General features: G+C 63.3%; 16 protein-coding genes. 9 read left to right on the forward strand and 7 right to left on the reverse strand.

Translation table 11 applies throughout. The annotated features are described in order from the left end of the window. Positions 1–11 precede the first annotated feature (11 nt). The 4 genes from AC2FM3_RS02835 to AC2FM3_RS02850 all read left to right on the forward strand — a co-directional run bounded on the left by AC2FM3_RS02835 (position 12) and on the right by AC2FM3_RS02850 (position 4,511). Positions 12–1,466 carry an NAD(P)(+) transhydrogenase (Re/Si-specific) subunit beta gene (locus AC2FM3_RS02835; protein WP_496678892.1) on the forward strand — a complete coding sequence of 485 codons (1,455 nt, stop codon included), beginning with the start codon at positions 12–14 and terminating at the stop codon, positions 1,464–1,466. A 98-nt stretch (positions 1,467–1,564) separates the two neighbouring features. Beyond that, positions 1,565–1,921 carry a VOC family protein gene (locus tag AC2FM3_RS02840; protein WP_496678893.1) on the forward strand — a complete coding sequence of 119 codons (357 nt, stop codon included), beginning with the start codon at positions 1,565–1,567 and terminating at the stop codon, positions 1,919–1,921. A gap of 106 nt (positions 1,922–2,027) precedes the next feature. Beyond that, positions 2,028–3,305, forward strand: coding sequence for a DUF3422 family protein (locus AC2FM3_RS02845; RefSeq protein ID WP_496678895.1), 1,278 nt, complete (start codon positions 2,028–2,030; stop codon positions 3,303–3,305). Between the two features lie 69 nt (positions 3,306–3,374). After that, entirely contained in the window at positions 3,375–4,511 is a 1,137-nt protein-coding gene (locus AC2FM3_RS02850) for an MFS transporter (protein WP_496678897.1), read from the forward strand. 7 nt (positions 4,512–4,518) lie between these two features. On the opposite strand, the gene AC2FM3_RS02855 is transcribed toward AC2FM3_RS02850, so the two are convergent. The 3 genes from AC2FM3_RS02855 to AC2FM3_RS02865 all read right to left on the reverse strand — a co-directional run bounded on the left by AC2FM3_RS02855 (position 4,519) and on the right by AC2FM3_RS02865 (position 8,292). After that, the gene (locus AC2FM3_RS02855) at positions 4,519–5,490 is read right to left on the reverse strand and encodes an ABC transporter permease (RefSeq protein WP_496678899.1); all 972 of its coding nucleotides are present in this window, start codon (positions 5,488–5,490) and stop codon (positions 4,519–4,521) included. Continuing rightward, entirely contained in the window at positions 5,483–6,490 is a 1,008-nt protein-coding gene (locus tag AC2FM3_RS02860) for an ABC transporter permease (RefSeq protein ID WP_496678900.1), read from the reverse strand. Before AC2FM3_RS02860 ends, AC2FM3_RS02855 begins: the two co-directional genes overlap by 8 nt. Positions 6,491–6,585: 95 nt before the next feature. Then, positions 6,586–8,292: a peptide ABC transporter substrate-binding protein gene (locus tag AC2FM3_RS02865; RefSeq protein ID WP_496678901.1), complete on the reverse strand. Its 1,707-nt coding sequence runs from the start codon at positions 8,290–8,292 to the stop codon at positions 6,586–6,588. 283 nt (positions 8,293–8,575) lie between these two features. Between AC2FM3_RS02865 and AC2FM3_RS02870 the strand changes: the two genes are divergently transcribed. The 4 genes from AC2FM3_RS02870 to AC2FM3_RS02885 are packed head-to-tail and all read left to right on the forward strand — an operon-like array spanning position 8,576 to position 13,979. Further along, positions 8,576–10,396: an ABC transporter ATP-binding protein gene (locus tag AC2FM3_RS02870; protein WP_496678903.1), complete on the forward strand. Its 1,821-nt coding sequence runs from the start codon at positions 8,576–8,578 to the stop codon at positions 10,394–10,396. A 5-nt stretch (positions 10,397–10,401) separates the two neighbouring features. After that, the gene (gene argE, locus AC2FM3_RS02875; RefSeq protein ID WP_496678905.1) at positions 10,402–11,568 is read left to right on the forward strand and encodes an acetylornithine deacetylase; all 1,167 of its coding nucleotides are present in this window, start codon (positions 10,402–10,404) and stop codon (positions 11,566–11,568) included. A 57-nt stretch (positions 11,569–11,625) separates the two neighbouring features. Beyond that, complete coding sequence (locus AC2FM3_RS02880) at positions 11,626–12,789, forward strand: M20 aminoacylase family protein (protein WP_496678907.1); 1,164 nt, start codon at positions 11,626–11,628, stop codon at positions 12,787–12,789. 26 nt (positions 12,790–12,815) lie between these two features. Further along, the gene (locus AC2FM3_RS02885; RefSeq protein ID WP_496678909.1) at positions 12,816–13,979 is read left to right on the forward strand and encodes a M20 aminoacylase family protein; all 1,164 of its coding nucleotides are present in this window, start codon (positions 12,816–12,818) and stop codon (positions 13,977–13,979) included. Between the two features lie 39 nt (positions 13,980–14,018). Here the strand turns inward: AC2FM3_RS02885 and AC2FM3_RS02890 are convergent, their stop codons facing one another. After that, complete coding sequence (locus AC2FM3_RS02890; RefSeq protein WP_496678911.1) at positions 14,019–15,329, reverse strand: 3-deoxy-D-manno-octulosonic acid transferase; 1,311 nt, start codon at positions 15,327–15,329, stop codon at positions 14,019–14,021. Position 15,330: 1 nt separating this feature from the next. Continuing rightward, positions 15,331–16,338 (reverse strand): GTP 3',8-cyclase MoaA, encoded by a 1,008-nt coding sequence (gene moaA, locus AC2FM3_RS02895; protein ID WP_496678912.1) that lies wholly within the window; start codon positions 16,336–16,338, stop codon positions 15,331–15,333. Positions 16,339–16,429: 91 nt separating this feature from the next. Between moaA and AC2FM3_RS02900 the strand changes: the two genes are divergently transcribed. Beyond that, entirely contained in the window at positions 16,430–16,843 is a 414-nt protein-coding gene (locus AC2FM3_RS02900) for a hypothetical protein (protein WP_496678913.1), read from the forward strand. On the opposite strand, the gene AC2FM3_RS02905 is transcribed toward AC2FM3_RS02900, so the two are convergent. Together AC2FM3_RS02905 and glmS are read right to left on the reverse strand one after the other, a co-directional pair. Beyond that, a complete protein-coding gene (locus AC2FM3_RS02905; RefSeq protein WP_496678915.1) occupies positions 16,831–17,517 on the reverse strand; it encodes a DNA alkylation repair protein in 687 nt (228 codons plus the stop codon). The genes AC2FM3_RS02900 and AC2FM3_RS02905 overlap by 13 nt on opposite strands. A 6-nt stretch (positions 17,518–17,523) precedes the next feature. Continuing rightward, on the reverse strand, positions 17,524–19,347 hold the full coding sequence (gene glmS / locus AC2FM3_RS02910) for a glutamine--fructose-6-phosphate transaminase (isomerizing) (RefSeq protein ID WP_496678917.1): 1,824 nt from the start codon (positions 19,345–19,347) through the stop codon (positions 17,524–17,526). Positions 19,348–19,349 lie beyond the last annotated feature (2 nt).

The following is a 19,349-nucleotide window of genomic DNA, read 5'->3' on the forward strand; positions in this document are numbered from 1 at the left end:
AGGCCGGGCACATGGAATTTGGCTTCACCACCGCCGCCTATGTCGTTGCGGCTGTTCTGTTCATCCTTTCGCTCGGCGGTCTGTCGAACCAGGAAAGCGCCAAACGCGCGGTCTGGTACGGCATCGTCGGCATGGCGCTGGCGGTGTTCGCCACGCTGGTCGGCCCCGGATCGGGCCTGTGGCCACTGTCGCTGCTGCTGATCATCGGCGGCGGCCTGATCGGTCAATACGTGGCGCAGCGCGTCCAGATGACTGAGATGCCGCAGCTTGTGGCCGCCATGCACTCGCTGGTGGGTCTGGCGGCCGTATTCGTCGGCTACAATGCCCATTTCGAGATCAAGAACGTCGCCGAAGTCTTTGCGATCGTTGACGCGGCCAAGGATGCCGACCTGTCGGATCTGGGGGCCTTCGCGAAACTGATCGCCAAGAAAACCCCGGCCGAGCTGGCCATTCTGCATGTCGAGCTGTTCCTGGGCATCTTCATCGGTGCGATCACCTTTACCGGTTCGGTCGTGGCCTATGGAAAGCTGGCCGGCAAGGTCACCTCGGCGGCAACCAAGCTGCCGGGCGGGCATGCGCTGAACGCGGCGGCGGCCGGCCTCTCGCTGATCTGTCTGATCTGGTACACCGCTTCGGGTGGCTTCTTCCCGCTGTTCCTGATGACGCTGGCGGCGCTGTTCATCGGTTATCACCTGATCATGGGCATCGGCGGTGCCGACATGCCGGTGGTAGTGTCGATGCTGAACAGCTATTCGGGCTGGGCTGCGGCGGCTATCGGTTTCTCGCTGGGGAACGACCTGCTGATCGTGGTCGGTGCGCTGGTTGGCTCGTCGGGTGCGATCCTTTCCTACATCATGTGCAAGGCGATGAACCGCCATTTTGTCAGCGTGATCCTGGGCGGCTTCGGCGGCCCGCAGGGCGAACAGATGGCCGTGGAAGGCGAACAGGTGGCCATCGACGCCGAAGGTGTCGCCGCAGCGCTGAACGATGCCGACAGCATCATCATCGTGCCGGGGTATGGCATGGCGGTGGCACAGGCGCAGCAGTCGGTTAGTGAACTGGTGCGCAAGCTGCGCGCCAAAGGCAAGAACGTGCGCTTTGCCATCCACCCCGTTGCGGGCCGCCTGCCGGGCCACATGAACGTGCTGCTGGCCGAGGCCAAGGTACCCTATGACATCGTGCTGGAGATGGATGAGATCAACGATGATTTCCCGGACACGGACGCTGTCATTGTCATCGGCTCGAACGACATCGTGAACCCGGCCGCGCAGGAAGACCCGAACTCGCCCATCGCGGGGATGCCGGTGCTCGAAGTGTGGAAGGCCAAGCAGGTGATCGTCTCGAAACGCGGGCAAGGCACCGGGTATTCGGGTATCGAAAACCCGCTGTTCTACAAGGAAAACACCCGCATGTTCTATGGCGACGCCAAGCAGTCGCTGGACAAGCTGCTGCCAATGATCGACTGATCCGCGGCCCATATCCTTGGAAAAGGCGCCCCTCGCGGGCGCCTTTTTCCGTTTCAGGGTATGATGCCACAGCAACCCCCAACGGCACGAGGTGTTCCATGCAGAAGGTAAACGGCATTGGCGGTGTGTTCTTTCGCGCCCGTGATCCGAAGGCTCTGTCGCAATGGTACGAGGCCCATCTGGGCGTCAACCACTATGACCCTGTCCCGTGGAAGCAGCGCGAAGGCTACACCGTTTTTGCCCCTTTCGCCGAAGATACGGACTATTTCGGTGATGCGGCGCAACAATGGATGATCAATTTCCGCGTCGACGATCTGGCGGCCATGGTCGACCAACTGCGCGCGGCTGGAATCGCGGTGGAGACCCGAGACGAATGGAACAGCGAGATCGGAACATTCGCCCGCTTGAACGACCCCGAGGGCAATCCGATCGAGCTCTGGCAGCCAAATCAATGAGATAGCCGGCTTGTATACCGCGGTATCCATGTAAGTATATGAAATAAAATGAGAATTGATGAAATCAGCCGGTGTCGTATAGTGCCCGGAACACAAGGAGCCGTTCATGACGCCAATCGAGGATCATCCGCTGCGCTATACGTTAGCCAATGAATTGCACGCGCGGCCGTTCCCCGTTGCGCAGGCCCCGTGCACGGTTGTCTTCCTTGCGATCAAAAAACCGGTCGCCGCGGTGGCGCGCGACCGAGCCGAAGATATGGCCCACCTGATCGACCTGTTGGACCGCCACGGGGCACAGCATCCGCAGCCCGATGCCACCCACTATGCCGGCCAGATCGGGCGGCATTGGTTGAAGTGGGAGCACCACACGGAATTCGTGACCTACACGGCCATCACTCAGAATGTCAGCGAGCGCGCCTTCAACCCCGCCGATTTCGAGGTATTCCCCCCCGACTGGCTGATGGCCAGTCCGGGGCAGCGTGTGACCTCGATCATGCTGCGGGTGGTGCCGCGCCCGGATGACGGGGCCACGCAAGCCGCGCTGGCGGACTGGTTCGAACCCGAAAGCTTGGCTGTGTCACAGGTGCTGGACGACTCGGCGATCTGCGCCAGCGATTTTCGCATCGACCCGGCGGGCCACATGCGGTTTGCCCTGTTCGTGTCCGAGGGCACCGGGCGCAGGCGCACCGGCCGGATCATCCAACGCCTGTGCGAGATCGAGACCTACAAGGCGATGTCCATGTTGGGCTTTGCCCGGGTCAAGGCCCTGATGCCCCAGATCGGCGAGTTGGACCGGCAACTGACCCAGCTGATGGGCGAGATGACCAAGGACACGACCCATCCTGACGATCTGTTGCCGCAATTGCTGGCCACGTCGACCGAGCTCGAGACGCTGTCGGCGCGTTCGGCTTTTCGCTTTGCCGCGACGGGGGCCTATGAGGCCATCGTGCACCAGAGAATCGAGGCGCTGCGCGAGGATCGCTTTCACGGGCGTCAGACATTCGCCGATTTCATGATGCGCCGCTATGACCCGGCCATGCGCACGGTAAAGGCGACCGAACGGCGACTGCAGGCGCTTTCGGACCGGGCCATTCGCGCCGGTGACCTGCTGCGAACGCGCGTCGATGTCGAGCGCAGCGCGCAGAACCAGGCTTTGTTGGAGAGCATGGACCGCCGGGCGGATCTGGCGCTGCGCCTGCAGCACACGGTCGAGGGTCTTTCAGTGGTGGCCATCAGCTATTATGCCGTGTCACTGGTCAGTTACCTGCTGTATCCGTTGACCAAGGCGGGGATCAGCAAGGGGATGTTGACCGCAGGCGTGACGCTGCCTGTTGTGGCGCTTGTCTGGTTGGCCGTGCGCCGTATCCGCCGCAAGCTGGAATAGGGCGGCTTGCCAACCCGCACGGCGCCTGTATTGCTGCAAGGCAGGCAATTCACTGGTGGGGCAGGGCAAATGATCGGATTGGTTTCAGCCTGGCGGGCCGTGGCCGCCATGTTCATCCTGAACGGCGCCCTGTTCGGCATCTGGGCCTCGCGCATTCCGGCCGTCCGTGACCGTCTGGGGCTGAGCCACGAAGAGCTGGGCTATGGCCTGCTGTTCATGGCGGCTGGGGCGGTGTGTTCCTTTCCAGTCACCGGACGCCTGACCGACAGGTTCGGAGCGGTGACAGTGACGCGGGTGATCGCGGTTTTGTACACAGCATCACTGATCCTTCTTGCGGCCGCCGACAGCTTCGCCATGCTGGCTGCGTTCCTGTTCATCTTCGGGGCCTTCCACGGCTCGATGGATGTGGGCATGAACGCCTGGGCCGCCGAGGTCGAGCAGGCCTACGCCAAACCGGTGATGTCCTCGTTCCACGCGATGTGGAGCCTCGGCGCCGGGTTGGGAGCGCTCAGCGGCTACGGCGCGGTTCAGCTGCAGCTTGACGTGTTGCCACATTTCTTGCTGGCCGGCGGGGCAACCGTGGCGCTGGCGCTTGCCCTGTCTTGGGTCCGATGGACGTCGCGGCGGGTGCAGTCCGACGGCAACGCCATCTTTGCCTTGCCCAGCGGGGTTCTGGTTCTGGTCGGGCTGACCGCGATGTGCGGCGCGTTGGGCGAGGGCGCGGTGGCCGATTGGAGCGCCATCTTTCTGCGGGATGTCACGGGTGTGGCTGAAAGCGTTGCGGCATTGGGCTATGCCGTCTTTTCGGTGTCCATGGTTGCAGCTCGGCTCCTGGGTGGGCTCGTGATAGCCCGGTTCGGCCCGGTGCCGGTGGCCCGGGTCAGCGGAGCCTGCGCGGCCTTGGGCGTGTTCCTGGTGGTATCGGCCGGGGGGGCGGTCGGGGCGCTGGCTGGATTCGCGATGATGGGCGTGGGCTATGCGGTGATCATGCCGCTGGCCTTCAGCCGAGCCGCGAACGACCCGCATGTCCCGCCGGGGCAGGCCATCGCCAGTGTCGCCACTTTGGGGTACGGAGGTCTTCTGATCGGTCCGCCGCTGATCGGGCTTCTGGCGGGGATCTTATCACTGCGGCTGGCCTTTGGCGTCCTGCTGCCGCTGGCAGTTGTGATCGTTGTGTTGGCCGGCGCGCTTCGGCGCGCCGACTGACTTTTGTTCAGCGTCCGCGGATCCGCGGATCGAGCGCATCGCGCAAGCCGTCGCCCAGATAGTTCACGCTGAGAACGGTCAGCGAGATCGCCAGGCCGGGCCAGAACACACGCTCGGGGTATTGCTGCAGATAATCAACACCATCGAACAGCAGCCGGCCCCAGGTGGGGAAATCAGGCGGGAAGCCCAGCCCCAGGAAGGACAGCGCGCTTTCGGTGATGATCGCCGTGGCGATGCCCAGCGTGGCCGACACCATGATCGGAGACAGTACGTTGGGCAGGATATGCCGGGTGATGATCTGCGTGTTGCTGGTGCCGATCGAGCGGGCGGCCAGAACGAATTCGCGTTCCTTGATCGCCAGAACGTCGCCGCGCACGATCCGCGCCGTAGGCATCCACGAGGTGATGCCGATGGCGCAGACGATCAGGATGAAGATCCCACGCTCGAGCCCGAACGCAGCGGACAGAGGCTCGCGGAACAGCAACATCATCACCAGCAGCAGCGGCAGCAGCGGCAGGGCCAGGAACAGGTCGGTCAGGCGCATCAGCGGCCCGTCTAACCGTTTGAAGAACCCGGCGACCACGCCGATGAACGACCCAAGAAACAGCGCCAGCAGCATCGCGGTGATGCCGACCGAGACCGAGGTCTGCCCCCCCGACATCATCCGGGCCAAGATGTCCCGGCCCAGCTGATCGGTACCGAACGGATGGGCCCAGCTGGGCCCCTGGTTGCGGGCACGGATGTCGATCTGGGTCGGGTCGATGGTCCACAGGAACGGGCCAAGATAGACGGCCGCGACGATGAAGATGAACAGCATCGCGCCGATCATGGCGCCCTTGTGGGTCTTGAACTGGTCCCACACGTCGCGCCACTGGCTGCGGGGCGGGGCGGTGAATTCCTCGACCACGTCCGCGGCGGGCAGAGCGGTCGAAGCGGGCGCAAGCCCTTCGTCGGGGACAAAGCGATCCTTGTCAGTCATAGCGGATCCTCGGGTCCAGAATGCCATAGAGAACGTCGGCGATCAGGTTGAACAGGACGATCAGCACGGCAAAGATGAAGGTCAGGGTCTGCACCATCGGCAGGTCGTTGGCCTGGATGGCGCCGATCAGCAGCTGTCCGATGCCGTTCACCTTGAATACCTGCTCGGTAATGATGGCGCCGCCGAAGATCGACGGAATCCCCAAGGCGATCACGGTGACCACCGGGATCATCGAGTTGCGCAGGACATGCACCATGACGACGGTGTACTCACTCAAGCCCTTGGCGCGGGCGGTACGGACGTAGTCCTGGTTCAAGTTGTCCAGCATCGAGGCGCGCATGAACCGGCTGAGCTGCGCGGTGATCTGCAGCGCCAGCACCATCACCGGCATGATCATCTGTTTCAGCTGAACGACGAAGCTGTCCCAGTCATTGACCACATGCGTCGTGTCATAGATCGACGGGAACCAGCCCAGCTGGACCGAAAAGATCACGATCACCAGCACCCCCGAGAAGAACGGCGGGACCGAGAAGCCGACCATCGACACGAAGGTGCCCATCTGGTCGAACCATGAATACTGGCGATAGGCCGAATAGATGCCGATGGGCAGCGCGATCAGGATGGCGACCACATAGGCGGTGCCGACAACCCACAGGGTCTGCGGGATGCGCTGAACGACGATGTCCATGACGGGCGAGCGGGTCTGCCACGAAATCACCCGCAGGTCACCTTCGGAAAAGGTAGTGCCAAAAATGTGATCGACCAGAACCTGAGGTTCAATCCAGAAGAACTGCACGATCCATTTCCAGAACCGGACATGCATCGGCTGGCCGAGGCCAAGCGCCTCGCGCATCTTCTCTTTGACTTCGGGCGGAACGGTCAGCGGAACCTGCGCCATCGGGTCGCCGGGGGCGAGTTCGAGCAGCAGGAAAATGACGAGACTGATGAACAACAGCGTCGGAACGGCCAGGATCAGTCGTCGAATGGTGAAGTTGAGCATTCAAAGGCGCCTTTGTGCATGCGTCTTTTCGTTGGGGTGGATGCAGGTAACCGCGCCCCGATAGACACCGGGGCGCGGCAGTGCAAGCCTGACGCTTAGGAACCGGTCTTGCGGTACCAGTCAGCGATGTTCCACAGCTCGCTGTCCCACACGTTCAGAACGACGCCACCCAGCGTGTTCGAATGTGCCGACAGGCGGCCACGGTGCACCAGCGGGATCATCGCGCCGCCCATTACGGCCATGTCGTTCAGCTTTTTCGCGATCTCGGCGCGGGCTTCCAGGCCGGCGGTCTGGGCCAGCTGGGCATGCAGCGCGTCATATTCCGGGTCGCACCAGCGCGAGATGTTCTCGCCCTGCCACTGAGTGTCCGGACGCGGAGCCTTGTCGCACAGCATGTTGCCCAGATACGACTGCGGATCTGTGCCGTTGAAGGTGTTGGCGTACATTTCAACGTCGGCATAGAACTTCTGGAACGTGTCGGGCGAGCCCGGATCACCACCGAAGAAGACCGAGGCGTTGATGTTGCGCAGTTCGGTTTCGATGCCGATCTGGCTCCACCATTCCTTGATCAGCGCCTGGAAGTCCTGACGGACGGCGTTGGTCGAGGTCTGGTATACAACTTTCAGCGGAACACCGTCTTTTTCGCGGATGCCGTCGCCGTTGGTATCGACGATCCCGGCATCATCCAGCAGCTTCTTCGCGCCTTCGATGTCCTGCTTGTCGCAGGTCATGGTGGTCGAGTTGAACGCGGCCGGAGCCGGCACCCAGTTGCAGGTAACTTTGCCTGCCTGGCCATAACCGATCTCAACCAGCAGCGGACGATCGATTGCCAGCGACATGGCGTTGTACACCGCCGGGTCGGTCAGGAACGGGTGCGGGTGCTTGGCCGTCGAACGTTCGCCTTCCGGCAGTTCGGGGGACGGGTTGGTCTGGTTCAGCATGATGCGCTCGACCAGCGGGCCAAAGCCTGCCACCGGAGTGCCCTTGCCGCCTTCTTGCATTTGCGCGATCACTTCGGGCGCCAGCTGCAGGTTCCAGGCATAGTCGAACTCGCCGGTTTCCATCACGGCGCGACCCGCAGCGGTTGCATCGCCGCCGCCCTTGAACGTCACTGTCGCAAAGGCAGGCTTGTTCGGATCACGATAGTTGTCGTTGGCTTTGAAGGTGATCACGTCGTTCGGCTTGAACTCGGTGACGACAAACGGGCCGGTGCCGATCGGATTGAAGTTCTGTTCGGTGCATTCCGGCGCCTTGGCGCCCATGCAGTTTTCGAACTGGGCCTTCTGGATGATCGGGCTTTCCCCGCCAACGAACGGGCCATAGGGGAAGGGGGTCGGCTTCTCGAAGGTGACCTTGACGGTCAGATCGTCGAGCGCCTCGACGCTGGTGACGCCTTCGAACTTGGTCACCTGCGCACATCCGCCCTCCGGGTCCATGCAGTAGTCGGCGGTGAACTTGACGTCCGCCGCGGTGAAGGGCGAGCCGTCCGACCAGGTGATGCCGGGCGCGATCTTCCAGGTGATCGAGGTCAGATCCTCGCTGACACCGCCGTTTTCGACTGTGGGGATTTCGGCCGCCAGGTAGGGCACCATGTTGCCGTCCTGGTCATAGCGGGCCAGCGGTTCGATCACCAGCGAGGCCGCCTCGACATCCTTGGTGCCACCCGACAGGAACGGGTTCAGGATCGAGGGCGCCTGCCAATAGATGATGCTGACATTGCCGTCCGATCCGCGCTCGGCCATGGCCATCGGGGCCATCGCCGTGCTTGCAATCGCACCGAGCAAAAGGGCTTTGATTTTCATCATACACTCCATGTTGGACACATTCGTGTCTCGATTATTCCGCAAGGCCTGCGGACTTGGCGTTGCCGCGCGTGGGGCAAGCTGCTGTAACGAAAAGAAAAAAGGTTTCGCTTATTGCGGCCTGCACAGGTTTTCCGGCGCGGTTACGCGGGGTATCGAAACAGAGTTTTGGAAAATTGCAAGCCTTGCCGCAGCGAAATCGGGCAATGGGTTTGACTTTTCCCACTTCGCCGCCTTAGCGTTTGGCACTCAAATCGAACAAGCCCTCAAGGAGAGCGCGCGCGTGCTGGACCAGCCTATTGCCGATATCAGAAAACTTCGCGTCGAGTTTCAGACCAAGGATGGACCGGTCGTCGGGGTCGAGGATGTCTCGTTCGAGGTCCATCCGGGCGAAACCGTCTGCATCGTGGGCGAATCGGGGTCGGGCAAATCGGTGTCGTCGCTGTCGCTGATGCGGCTGGTGGAATTCGGCGGCGGCAAGATCGCGGGGGGCGAACTGCTGTTCGACCGACGCGACGGGCGCAAGCTGGATCTGGCCAAGTCCGATCAGGACCTGATGAAGCAGATTCGCGGCAACGAGATCGGGATGATCTTCCAGGAACCGATGACCGCTTTGAACCCGGTCTTCACCGTGGGCCGACAGCTGACCGAGGGCCTGCGGATCCACAAAAACATGTCCAAGGCACAGGCCGAGGCGCGCGCGCTGGAGCTACTCAAGCAGGTCCGCATCCCCGAGCCCGAGCGGCGCCTCAAACAGTACCCGCACGAATTGTCAGGCGGGATGCGACAGCGGGTGGTGATCGCCATGGCGATGGCCTGCGAGCCGCGCCTGCTGATCGCCGACGAGCCGACGACGGCACTGGACGTGACGATCCAGGCCGAGATCTTGGCCCTGATGGACCGGCTCAAGCGCGAAACCGGCACGGCGGTCATGTTCATCACCCATGACATGGCCGTGGTCGCCCAGATGGCCGACCGCGTCGTGGTCATGTATCGCGGCAACAAGGTCGAAGAGGGCACCGTCACCGAGATTTTCGAAAACCCCCGACACGACTACACCAAGGCCTTGCTGGCCGCGGTGCCCAAGCTGGGCGAGATGCGCGGCAAATCCGCGCCCGAACCGATGAAGCTGCTGGGAGTCGAGGGCCAGAACATCGCTCCGATTCCCGGAACCGAGGACGTGCTGCTGACGGTCCGCAACCTGACCACGCGCTTCCCTGTCAAGGGCGGGCTGCTGCGCCGCACGATCTCGAACGTGCACGCGGTCGAGGATGTATCGTTCACTCTGAACCGGGGTCAGACGCTGAGTCTGGTCGGTGAATCCGGCTGCGGAAAGTCCTCGGCGGGGCGGTCGATCCTGCGGTTGGTCGAGCCGCTGTCGGGCGAGGTGGACCTCGATGGCGTCGACATCATGAAACTGGACCAGAAGGGCCTGCGCAAGGCCCGGCTGGACATGCAGATGATCTTTCAGGACCCGTTCGCCTCGTTGAACCCGCAGATGCAGCTGGTCGATCAGGTCGCCGAGCCGATGCGCAATTATGGCGTGGCCTCGGGGTCGGAATTGCAGGACCGTGTGGCGCAGCTGTTCGACAAGGTGCACCTGCCGCGCAGCTTCATGCGCCGGTACCCGCACGAGATGTCGGGCGGCCAGCGCCAGCGTATCGCCATCGCGCGCGCCCTTGCGTTGAACCCCAAGCTGATCATCGCCGACGAGGCCGTTTCGGCACTAGACGTATCGGTGCAGGCGCAGGTGCTGAACTTGATGATGGAACTGCAGTCCGAACTGGGGCTCAGCTATCTGTTCATCAGCCACGACATGGCCGTGGTTGAACGCGTCAGCCACCATGTCGGGGTGATGTATCTGGGCCGGATCGTCGAACTGGGCCCGCGGGCGCGGGTGTTCGAGAACCCTCAGCACCCCTATACCCAGGCGCTGATGAAGGCGGTGCCGATCGCGGACCCGAACCAGCGAAAATCGGAAAAAGACCTGAATTTCAAACCGATCCCGTCGCCCATTCATCCGATCGACTATCAGCCCGCGCCGTCTGAATACCGTGAGGTCGAGCCGGGGCATTTCATTCTGACCACCGACAGCGGGTATTGATCCCGATGGCGCGGCGCCTGACACCGCTCGAGATCATGACGCGGCTGATTGCGTTCCCGACGGTCAGCCGCGACAGCAACCTGCCTCTGATCGACTGGGTCGGGGACTATCTGGCAAGTCATGGCATCGAAGCCCACCGCTGGCCCGATCCCGACCAGCCGCACAAGGCGGCTCTGTTTGCCCATGTCGGGCCTTGGGACGAAGGTGCCGTCGTTCTGTCAGGTCATACCGACGTGGTGCCGGTGGACGGGCAGGCCTGGGACAGCGATCCCTTCACGGTCACCGAGCGCGAAGGCAAGTATTTCGGGCGCGGCACCTGCGACATGAAAGGGTTCGACGCGCTGGCGATCTGGGCATTGGTCGAGGCGCATCACGCGGGCGTGGCTCGCCCGCTGCAACTGGCGTTGAGCTTTGACGAAGAGGTCGGCTGTACCGGCGCTCCGCCGATGATCGCGGCGATGCAGAAGGTTCTACCCAAGGGCTCGGCGGTGATCGTGGGGGAACCGTCGATGATGCAGGCGGTGACCGGGCACAAAGGCAGCTATGGCTATGACACGCATGTGGTGGGCTACGAGGTCCACAGTTCGCGCCTGCACGAAGGGGTGAATGCCATCATGCAGGCGGCCCCCTTGATCGACTGGGCCAATCAGCAGAATGCAAAGAACATGGCCGCGCAACCCGGCGCGCTGGCGGCGGTGTTCGACCCCCCTTGGACGACGTGCCATGTGGGCATGATCCGGGGTGGGACGGCGCATAACATCACGGCCAAGGATTGCTGGTTCATGATGGATTTCCGCGTGGTGCCCGGCGAAAGTGCCGCCGCATGGCGCGACGCCTATTTTGCGCAGGTGCGCGCGGTCGAGGCGCGGATGCAGCAGGTCCGCCCCGAGACGCGGATCGACGTGACGCCCAGCTTTGCTGTTCCCGCGCTGGTCCCCGAACCCGAGGGCGAGGCCGAGGCTCTGGTCCGCTCGCTGACCGGCGACAACGCGACCCATGTCGTCAGCTATGGCACCGAGGCGGGGCAGTTCCAGGAGGCCGGCTATTCGGCCGTGATCTGCGGGCCGGGCGACATCGCCCAGGCGCACAAGCCCGACGAATTCATAACCGTTGCCCAGTTCAATGCCGGGCACCAATTCATGCAGCGGTTGGTTCAGAAACTGGCCGCCTGATTTTTTTGTCCCAGCCCAAGGCTTTAGGCTTGGATGTTGGTAGTGGAGGAAACGTGCATGCCCGTCAGAAACCGTTTTGCCGAATTGCATCCCGAAATCACCGCGTGGCGGCGTGACATTCACCAGAACCCCGAGATCTTGTACGACACCCACCGCACCAGCGCGCTGGTTGCGGAAAAGCTGCAGGAATTCGGCTGCGACGAGGTGGTGACGGGGATTGGCCGCACCGGTGTGGTCGGCGTGATCAAAGGCAAGGTCGACACCAAGGGCCGGGTGATCGGCCTGCGGGCCGACATGGACGCGCTGCCCATGCAGGAGCAAACCGGGCTCGACTATGCCTCGCAAACGCCGGGGGCCATGCATGCCTGCGGCCATGACGGACATACGGCAATGGTTCTAGGGGCCGCGAAATACCTGGCCGAGACACGCAATTTCGACGGCACGGCGGTGGTGATCTTTCAACCGGCCGAAGAAGGCGGGAACGGCGCCGAAGCGATGTGTCGGGACGGGCTGATGGACCGTTTTGGCATCCAGGAGGTCTATGCCATGCACAACGTGCCGGGCCTGCCCACGGGGCAATTCGCCATCCGCTCGGGGCCGTTGCTGGCGGCGGCGGACGAGTTCGACATCCATCTGGAAGGGCGCGGCGGGCATGCGGCCAAGCCGCACGAAACGGTGGACACCACCGTCATGCTGTCGCACCTTGTGGTGGCGCTGCAGACCATCGTGGCGCGCAACGCCGATCCGACTCTGCAGGCGGTGCTGTCGGTCACCTCGGTCGAGACATCTTCGACCGCGTTCAACGTGATCCCGCAAGCGGCGCGCGTGCGTGGCACGGTGCGCACCCATTCCAACGAGATGCGCGACCTGATCGAGCGCCGCCTGACCGAGGTCACGCAGAGCGTCGCGGCCGCGATGGGCGGAACTGCGCAGGTAACCTATACCCGTGGCGTGCCGGTGACGATCAACGCCGAAGTGCCCACACAGCACGCCGAGGCAGCAGCCATCGCCGTGGGCGGCAGCTGCCTCGAGGCACCGATGGTAATGGGCGGCGAGGATTTCTCGTTCATGTTGCAGGAACGGCCGGGTGCGTTCATAGTTCTGGGCAATGGTGACAGCGCCGGGCTGCATCACCCTGAATACGATTTCAATGACGAAATCATTCCGATTGGATGCTCATGGTTTGCCGAAATGGTCGAAAGCCGGATGCCGGCGGCCTGAGGCTTTGAAGGAGAGAGAAGACGAAAATGCCAGTCAAGAACCGATTTGCCGAATTGCAGGACGAAATCACCGCATGGCGACGAGATCTGCACGAAAACCCCGAAATCCTGTTCGAAACACACCGCACCAGCGCGGTGGTGGCGGAAAAGCTGAAGGAATTCGGCTGCGACGAAGTGGTCACGGGGATTGGCCGCACCGGGGTGGTCGGCGTGATCAAAGGCAAGGCCGACACCAAGGGCCGGGTGATCGGCCTGCGGGCCGACATGGACGCGCTGCCGATCCACGAGGCGACGGGCCTCGACTATGCTTCGAAAACACCGGGGGCAATGCATGCCTGCGGCCATGACGGACATACCGCCATGCTGCTCGGCGCGGCGAAATACCTGGCCGAGACCCGCAACTTCGATGGCACCGTGGTGTTGATCTTCCAGCCCGCCGAAGAGGGCGGAGGTGGCGGCCGCGAGATGTGCGAGGACGGCCTGATGGACCGCTGGAACATCCAGGAGGTTTACGGGATGCACAATTGGCCGGGCAAGCCGGTCGGCAGCTTTTCGATCCGGCCGGGGGCTTTCTTTGCGGCGACCGACCAGTTCGACATCACTTTCGAGGGGCGGGGCGGGCACGCAGCCAAGCCGCACGAGACGGTGGACACGACCGTAATGGCGGCGCAGGCCGTTCTGGCGTTGCAGACCATCGCGTCGCGCAATGCCGATCCGATCGATCAGGTCGTCGTCTCGGTCACCTCGTTCGAGACCTCGTCCAAGGCGTTCAACGTGATCCCGCAGAAGGTGCAGATCAAGGGCACCGTACGCACCATGAGCAGCGAAATGCGCGACCTGGCCGAAAAGCGGATCAAGGAAATCTGCGCGGGCGTCGCGGCCACGTTCGGCGGCACTGCCGACGTGACCTACATGCGCGGCTATCCCGTCATGGTGAACAGTGACGAACAGACCGATTTTGCGGCCCAAGTGGCCAAGTCGGTCTCGGGCGATTGCGAGGTCGCACCGTTGGTCATGGGCGGCGAGGATTTTGCCTACATGCTGGAAGAGCGCCCCGGAGCCTATATCCTGGTCGGCAATGGCGACACGGCGATGGTTCACCACCCGGAATACAATTTCAACGACGAGGCGATCCCTGCCGGGTGCAGTTGGTGGGCCGAGATCGTCGAACAGCGGATGCCCGCAGCCTGATTCCGTAGCGGGGGCGCAGGCCCCCGCTGCCGTTTGCGGTCAGGGGCCTGCGCCCTCCAGGCCCAGTTTGTCACATAGCGTACCAACAACCGCATCCAGAGCCGATTTCTGGGTATTCACGCAGGACTGCGCCGCCGCTTGCGCTGCTGCCAGCGCCGATCTGTCCGACAGCCAAAGCGCGACTGCCCCGCTCAGGTCCGAGGCCGAGAACACTTCGACCGCGCCACCGCTGTCCACCAGCGGGGCAAATGTCTCGGCGAAATTGTAGTAACCCCGTCCGGTGATCACCGCGGCCCCGGCCTGTGCGGGTTCGAACGGGTTGTGGCCGCCAATCTCTTTCAGCGACCCGCCCAGAAAAACGATCGGGCACAATGCGTACCACGTTCCGGTTTCGCCCAGCGTATCGGCCACATAGACCTGTGTGTCGCGGGTGATCGGCTGCCCGGCGCTACGCAGGGCGTGGCTTTGACCCGCAGCATCAACAAGGGCGCAGACCTCGCCCCGCCGTTCAGGGTGACGGGGGATCAGCAGCAGCAGCAGATCGGGCCAGCGGTTCAGCAATTCGGCATGGGCGGCCAGAACGGTCTCTTCCTCGCCTGCATGGGTCGAGCTGGCGATCCAGACCGGCCGCGCGCCGATCTGGGCGCGGATCTGCGTCAGCATGTCTTGATCCACCGGCAGCGGATCGGACATGGCCTTGAGGTTGGTTCCGGGTTGCACCCGATCGACGGGCGCCCCCATGGCGATCAGGTTTGCGGCCGTGCGGTCGTTTTGCGTCAGGAACAGGCGGAACTGGCTCAGGACATAGCGGGCGGTGTCGGGGCGCTTCTTCCACCCGGCCACCGATTTCTCGGACAGGCGTGCGTTCAGCAGGGCCAGGGGCGTCCCGCGCCGGGCGGTCTCGACGATCAGTCGTGGCCAGATCTCGCTTTCGACAAAGACGCCGGCATCGGGCCGCCAGTGATCCAGAAACCGCGCCACCGGGCCAGCGCTGTCCAGCGGGGGGTATTGGTGGCGGGTGCGCGGCGGCAGACGTTTTTCCACCAGCGAAGCCGAGGTCGGGGTGCCAGAGGTGATCAGGAACTGCGCATCGTCGATCCGTTCGCTCATGCGCTTGATCAGGCTCAGAACCGACAGGCTCTCACCCACGCTGGCCGCATGAAACCAGATCAGCCGACCGTCGGGGCGGGGCTGGCTCGCATGGCCCAGCCGCTCGCGCTGACGGATTTCAGAAACACCCGCCGACTGCAGCTTGGCGCGAACGGTGCGCCAAGCCAGCGGCATGGCGAGGGATGTCAGCGCGCAGTACACGCGGTACAGCGCCGTGGGTCGCCCCGACAAGTCTGACATGTCAGCCGCCCGTGTGGCTCATGTGACGGCTCATCTGGCCATCGATCTTTTGGCGGGAATAGTCGAAATCATGGCCCTTGGGCTTGAGGGTGATCGCCGCCCGGATCGCCTGTTCCAACGGCTCTTCGCTGTCGGGGTGGTCGCGCAGGGGCGCGCGCAGGTCGGCCATGTCCTCTTGCCCCAGGCACATGTACAACTCGCCCGTACAGGTCAGGCGTACCCGGTTGCAGCTTTCGCAGAAATTATGGCTAAGCGGTGTGATGAAGCCGATCTTCTGCCCGGTTTCCTCCAACCGGACATAGCGCGCCGGGCCGCCCGTGCGCTCGGCCAGATCGGTAACAGTATAGTGGTTTTCGTACTCGGCCCGCACGTCTTTCAACGACCAGTATTGATCCAGCCGATCCTCGTTGCCGATGTCACCCATGGGCATGACCTCGATCCAGGTCAGGTCCATGTCGCGCTCGGCGCACCATCGTGTGATCTTGGGCAGTTCTTCCTCGTTGAACCCTTTCAGGGCCACCGCGTTGATCTTCACGCGCAACCCCGCCTTCTGCGCGGCATCGATTCCGCCCAAGACCTGTTTCAGCCGCCCCCAGCGGGTGATCTGGGCGAACTTGTCTTCGTCCAGCGTGTCGAGCGAGACATTCACCCGCCGCACCCCGGCGGCATACAGGTCGTCGGCGAACCGGGCCAGTTGCGAACCATTGGTGGTCAGTGTCAGCTCTTTCAGCGCGCCGGTGTCCAGATGCCGGGTCATCGAGTCGAAGAAACTCATGATCCCACGGCGCACAAGCGGTTCGCCCCCGGTGATCCGCAGTTTTTCCACGCCCAGCCGGATGAAGGTCGAGCACATCCGGTCCAGTTCTTCCAGCGTCAGCAGCTCTTTCTTGGGCAGAAAGGTCATGTTTTCCGACATGCAATAGACACAGCGGAAATCGCAGCGGTCCGTGACGGAGACGCGGAGATAGGTGATTGCGCGGGCAAACGGATCGATCAGCGGAGCAGTCATGCTCAATAGGTAAAGCGGGTAATGCGATACGGCAAGTCGCAACTGCGCTCGAGGGGTGGAACACGGGCGCGGGCAGGGGTAGGTTGGTTGCATGCGATACCTGTTTATCCTCCTTCCTGCGTTTCTGACCGGCTGCGATGCGGTGCGGCAGACCTTGGACCGGTCGCCAGAAACGCCGACCGTTAAACCGGATGCGGTGGTCACGGAAACCGAGGTCGTCGCGGCACAGCCCGTTGCGGCGGCGCAACCCGGTTGGAGCGGTGCGAAACGCACGATCGCGGGGCTAGGCGATCCGAACAAACCGGGGCGCTGGCTGGAAACGCCATTGGTGCAGGTCGAGCGGAATGGCAGGGTCGTGGTGACGAAGACCGGGGCGCAGGCCTATGTGACGCTGGTTCCCGCGTCGGGCCCCGAGGGCGGCGGCGGGCGGCTCTCGCTCGAGGCGATGCGCGCTCTGCTGGTACCGTTTGACGAGCTGGTCGAGCTGGACGTCTATTCCGATTGACTTTTCAGGTACTTGCCGGCCTCTTTGCGAGCAAAGGGCTTCATCGCATCACCGTGCGCGGCCAGAAACGCCCGGACCCGGTCGGGGTCATGTTTCGACAGGTCGCGCAGCCACCAGGCCACCGCCTTCTGGATGAACCAGTCGCGATCGGGGACATAGCCGGCGGCCCAACTCAGAATACGGTCGCGGCGCTGCAGATCTTCGGGCTTGGGGTGGTTCTGCTTGGTCCAGGGCAGGGTGGCGACCAGTGCCGCGCGTCGGGTCCACATGTGATCCGAGGTGGTCCAGCTTTCGACCTGATCCAGCCGCGAAGGGTCAGCCCACAGGCGCTTTTGCATGGCCATGCTGGCATGATCGGCGACCGCCCAGGCGTCGAAATCGGGCAGCCAGCTTTGCAGCAGGTCCCAAACCGCCTGATCGGGACGGATGCGCGCCTGCGTCAGCAGCTTGGCGGCTGCCAGCCGCGCCTCGTGGATGTTGGTCTGCCACAGCTGATCGGCCAGCGCGACACGGGCGTCCACGTCCATCTGCTGCCGCCAGCTCTTGGTCAGATCATTCAGCACAGGGTTCGGTACGCCAAGATAGGGGCGATCGACCTTGTGATAGGCCGCCATCTGGGTGGCTCGGTCCGGGTCGGCATGCGCCTTGATCTGGTCCAGAGGGCTTTCCGGCATGACGGCTTACTCGACCGTGACGGATTTCGCCAGGTTACGCGGCTGGTCCACATCGGTGCCCTTGGCGACGGCCGTGTGATAGGCCAGCAGCTGCGCGGGCACCGAATACAGGATCGGCGCGACCGAGGCGTGGGCATGCGGCATACGGATCGTGCTCCAGACCCCGTCTTTGGCATCGGCGATCCCGTCGTCGTCCGAGACCAGAATGACCTTGCCCTTGCGCGCCATGACCTCTTGCATGTTCGACACGGTCTTGTCGAACACCGCATCGCGCGGGGCCATCACCACCACCGGCATGTGCTTGTCGATCAGGGCGATGGGGCCATGCTTCAGCTCGCCCGAGGCATAGCCTTCGGCGTGGATATAGCTGATTTCCTTGAGTTTCAGCGCGCCTTCGAGGGCCAGCGGGTACATCAGGCCGCGTCCCAGGAACAGAACGTCGCGCGCCTCGGACAGGCGCTGCGCGGATTTCCGGATCGCCTCCTCCTGGTCCAGCGCGGCGTTCAGCAGCGTCGGCAGGCCGCGCAGCGCCGCGGCGTGATCGGCCAGCGCATCGTCGTCCAGCGTGCCCCGGTCGGCCGCGGCCTTGAGCGCCAGCATCAGCAGAACGCTCAGCTGGCAGGTGAAGGCCTTGGTCGAGGCAACGCCAATCTCGACCCCGGCATGGATGGGCAGCGCCACGTCGCTTTCCCGCGCGATCGAGCTTTCGGGGACATTGACCACCGACACGATCTTGTCAGCCTTGCCCTCGCAATAGCGCAGCGCGGCCAGGGTGTCGGCGGTTTCGCCCGACTGGCTGACGAACAGCGCCAGCGTGCGGTCAGTGATTGGCGGTTCGCGATAGCGGAACTCGCTGGCGATATCGACCTCTACGGGCATCCGGGCCAGTTGCTCGAACCAGTATTTTGCGGTCAGGCAGGCATAGAAGGCCGTGCCGCAGGCCACCATGGTCAGGCGGTCCAGCTTGGAGAAATCAAGATCCGCATCCGGTAGAACCACCCGGTCGCTGCCGGTGGGCAGGTACGAGCGGATCGCCTCGGCCACCACCACCGGCTGTTCGGCGATTTCCTTGGCCATGAAATGCTTGTGTCCGCCCTTGTCGGTTCGGGTCTGATCCAGCTGGATCTTGCGGATCTCGCGATTTGCGATTTCGCCCGCCTCGTTGCGGATCTCGATCGAATTGCGGGTGACCACGGCGCGGTCGCCTTCCTCCAGATAGGTGATCCGGTCGGTCAGCGGCGCCAGCGCGATGGCGTCCGAGCCGACGAACATCTCGCCATCTCCGTGCCCGATGGCCAGCGGCGAGCCCTTGCGGGCGGCGACGATCAGGTCATCCTCGCCGTCGAACAGGAAGGCCAGCGCGAAGGCGCCTTGCAGCCGGTCGATGGTCTTGAAGGCGGCCTCGACCGGGCCCAGCCCCGATTTCATGTAGAATTCGGTCATCAACGCGACGGTTTCGGTGTCGGTCTCGGTCTGGAAATCGATTCCGTTCTCAGCCAGTTCGGCCCGCAGCTCGCGATAGTTTTCGACAATGCCGTTGTGGACCACGGCAACCGGTCCGGCCTGATGCGGGTGCGCGTTGCTGACCGAGGGTGCGCCATGGGTCGCCCACCGCGTGTGCCCGATGCCCGACTTGCCAGGCAGGGGGTCATGCACCAGCAGGTCGCTGAGATTGACCAGCTTGCCCACCGCGCGCCGACGGCCCAGCTTGCCGCCGTTTATGGTTGCGATGCCCGCACTGTCATAGCCGCGGTATTCCAGCCGTTTCAGTGCTTCGACCAGAATGGGCGCCGCTTCGTGCTTGCCCAATACGCCAACAATTCCACACATTT

The organism is Ruegeria sp. BHSB172 (genome assembly GCF_059613165.1).